We start from the raw sequence: 2,419 nt of genomic DNA, 5'->3' as shown, positions 1-2,419 counted from the left end.
AATGATTACATGTATTTTCTATCAATGTCCCTCGTTTAATATGATAATCAATTTTATTTTTTTTGCAGAATTTAATAACCAATGATGTAAGGCTATTATAAAATTCCTTAGTATATTTAAACCCGGAGGTTTGGATATTATAATTCAGCCTGCCAAAGATAATTTTATCCACAAATGATATAGCCTCTAATATTTTAATTAAATCCTGTTGTATTAAATTTGGAGTAGGATATGGTTCCATGCTAACCCAAGTTTTAAACCCTTTTTCATGTAAATATTTTAGCGAGGAAAGTCTATCTTTAAAATTAGCTGAATTTGGTTCAAACTCTTTCCTGAAATCTTCATCTAGAGAAACTAATGTAATACCGTATTCATTATTCTTGCTAAATCCATTCCCTTTAGCAAGCTCATTTGGAAGGACTCCTTTTGTCAATACGGTGCATCGAATTTTATTTGTATTAAGCTTATTAATAATTTTTAAGCTTAGTTCGCATACTTGTTCTTGTTCATACATAAATGGGTCAGTAGAAAAGCATAAGTGAACATATTTTATTTTATCTCTATATTTAGGAATTTCATTGTCCAAAAGTTCTGACGCATTAGAAACAATTTTAGGTTGGCACCATTCTTCATAGGTTTTCACAATACCACATCTTTTTTTCATCATATAGGCATAACAAGGATATTTACATCCATGCGAACAACCTTCAACATGATTTAAAGAAAAGTCAGCATATTCTACTTCACTTTTATAAAGTAAGGATTTTCTTATAATGCTTTTCATATTTTTTAGAATAAGTTTTTTTGTCCATCTGGGGTAGTTTTAATAATACTATTCCAGATTCTTTGTCCAAGAGGATGTTTTGCTGCAAGAATCAAAACATATAAATCAACTTCCCTACTATTTTTAACTGGTACAGTTGGCAATCCTGCGTAAATATCTTTATCTGAAGCCAGCAGTTTCAACCCTTCTTCTGGATAATCAATTGATTTTAATTGTGCTTTAAAAACATCAATTATTGTTTTAAAGATTTGATTGTTAGGTAATCCTTTTATCAAATTACGCCATGCATCTGTTCCCAAAAAATCATCAAGAATAGTATTTCTCTTATTTGACCAGATTTTTAGATTTCTTTTAATAGCCCCAATAGGAAAATGGATCAACATATCCATTCTATTTAATTTTGCTAATTCACGCAGAGTGTTAAACTTCAATTCATCAGGACCAAAAGGGTCAATGTAAGTAAAATGATATCTATATGGTTTTCTTAATAATATTTCTACTAGTTCGTTAATTAAAACATTAGAATCTCCCAATTTTATTTTACGGTTAAATGTTGTGCTTATTCTCTTTTCCAATGCTTCTGTGTTGGAGCTACAAAGATCAAAATAAAAATATTCATTAAAAGGAGCCTCATCTCTTTTTAAAGCTCTAATCCCACCACTATCAATTTCTCTCTTTTCGTTCCGTATTATACATTTGCCCGGACCAGCAAATAAATCTATAAATACTGCATTGTCTTTATCTGCAAATTTTCTTCTTGCTTCACATGATGCATTTAAATATTTTTCTAAGAAAAAATATTTATTTTCAACCCAAGGACCTACACATTGAATCGGTAATCCATCTGACCCGGGGATTAGACAATTACCATCATTATTTTTAGATTTGCAATTCGACTTTTTACAGTTTCGTATATTCATTTTTTATTTCTGATAATATATTATATTGTAAATGATATTAAACAATCAATAAAATTTCCCATTCCTTTAGAAAATAAAAAAGAAGAAAAAAATCATTCACTCTTTCAAACTCTCCCTGAAAAATTATTATATCTAAACTAACGGATTAATGTTTCAAGCAGGGAAAACTTGTTTGGAAAGGTGAGTTTTGGTGAATAGCTGGTAATGTTGTATTAACTATTTGGCTCTTTATGTTTTTGGGGTTTTGGAACTACTTATTCCTACTTTATCCTCTTTAACAGTGTCAAAGATCCGTGTTTAATCTTCAAAGATGGATATTCAGCTTCCATTTTCTGCAATATAGCTGAAAACTTCTTGTTCTTTTTAGTGAGTATAATTTTTAAAACAATATACTGTTCGTAGGTTTGCACGCAGCTTTTCACACTCTCTAATGTTGTTTTATAATTCTTGCAATCATCTGCCACTAATTCCATATACTTCTGAATATTAAGCTCAAACTTTTTCCTGCCTGAAGCTTATTTGCCTTATATTCCTTGACAGGCTTTGTTGGTTTTTCTAAATTATAAAAGAGAAGAATGTAATTTAAAAAGCCAGTGCAATAAGGTTAGATAATAGAGGGGAGGTAATATAAAATGGCAAAGGCAAATGTTGTAAAAATCGAACATTTTGAAGTGAAAAAAAAGGACATTGATTTTATTAAAAAAGCTTTTAATGT

Annotated in this window: 2 protein-coding genes and 1 pseudogene (1 of these 3 cut by a window edge); 1 reads left to right on the top strand and 2 read right to left on the bottom strand. The window is 29.6% G+C overall.

What is annotated here, in order from left to right; translation table 11 throughout:
* A pseudogene (locus A3H37_07615) lies at window positions 1–85 on the top strand (hypothetical protein) (it extends 1,547 nt beyond the left edge of the window).
* A gap of 704 nt (window positions 86–789) precedes the next feature.
* Here the strand turns inward: A3H37_07615 and A3H37_07610 are convergent.
* Together A3H37_07610 and A3H37_07605 are read right to left on the bottom strand one after the other, a co-directional pair.
* Window positions 790–1,704: a hypothetical protein gene (locus A3H37_07610; GenBank protein OGL50657.1), complete on the bottom strand. Its 915-nt coding sequence runs from the start codon at window positions 1,702–1,704 to the stop codon at window positions 790–792.
* Between the two features lie 260 nt (window positions 1,705–1,964).
* Window positions 1,965–2,177, bottom strand: coding sequence for a hypothetical protein (locus A3H37_07605; GenBank protein ID OGL50656.1), 213 nt, complete (start codon window positions 2,175–2,177; stop codon window positions 1,965–1,967).
* Between the last annotated feature and the right edge of the window lie 242 nt (window positions 2,178–2,419).

This window comes from Candidatus Schekmanbacteria bacterium RIFCSPLOWO2_02_FULL_38_14, assembly GCA_001790855.1.
In the GTDB taxonomy this organism is placed as follows: Bacteria; Schekmanbacteria; GWA2-38-11; order GWA2-38-11; family GWA2-38-11; genus 2-02-FULL-38-14-A.
The sequence above is the reverse complement of the archived record's forward strand: the minus strand, read 5'-3'. Positions and strand labels throughout refer to the sequence as shown.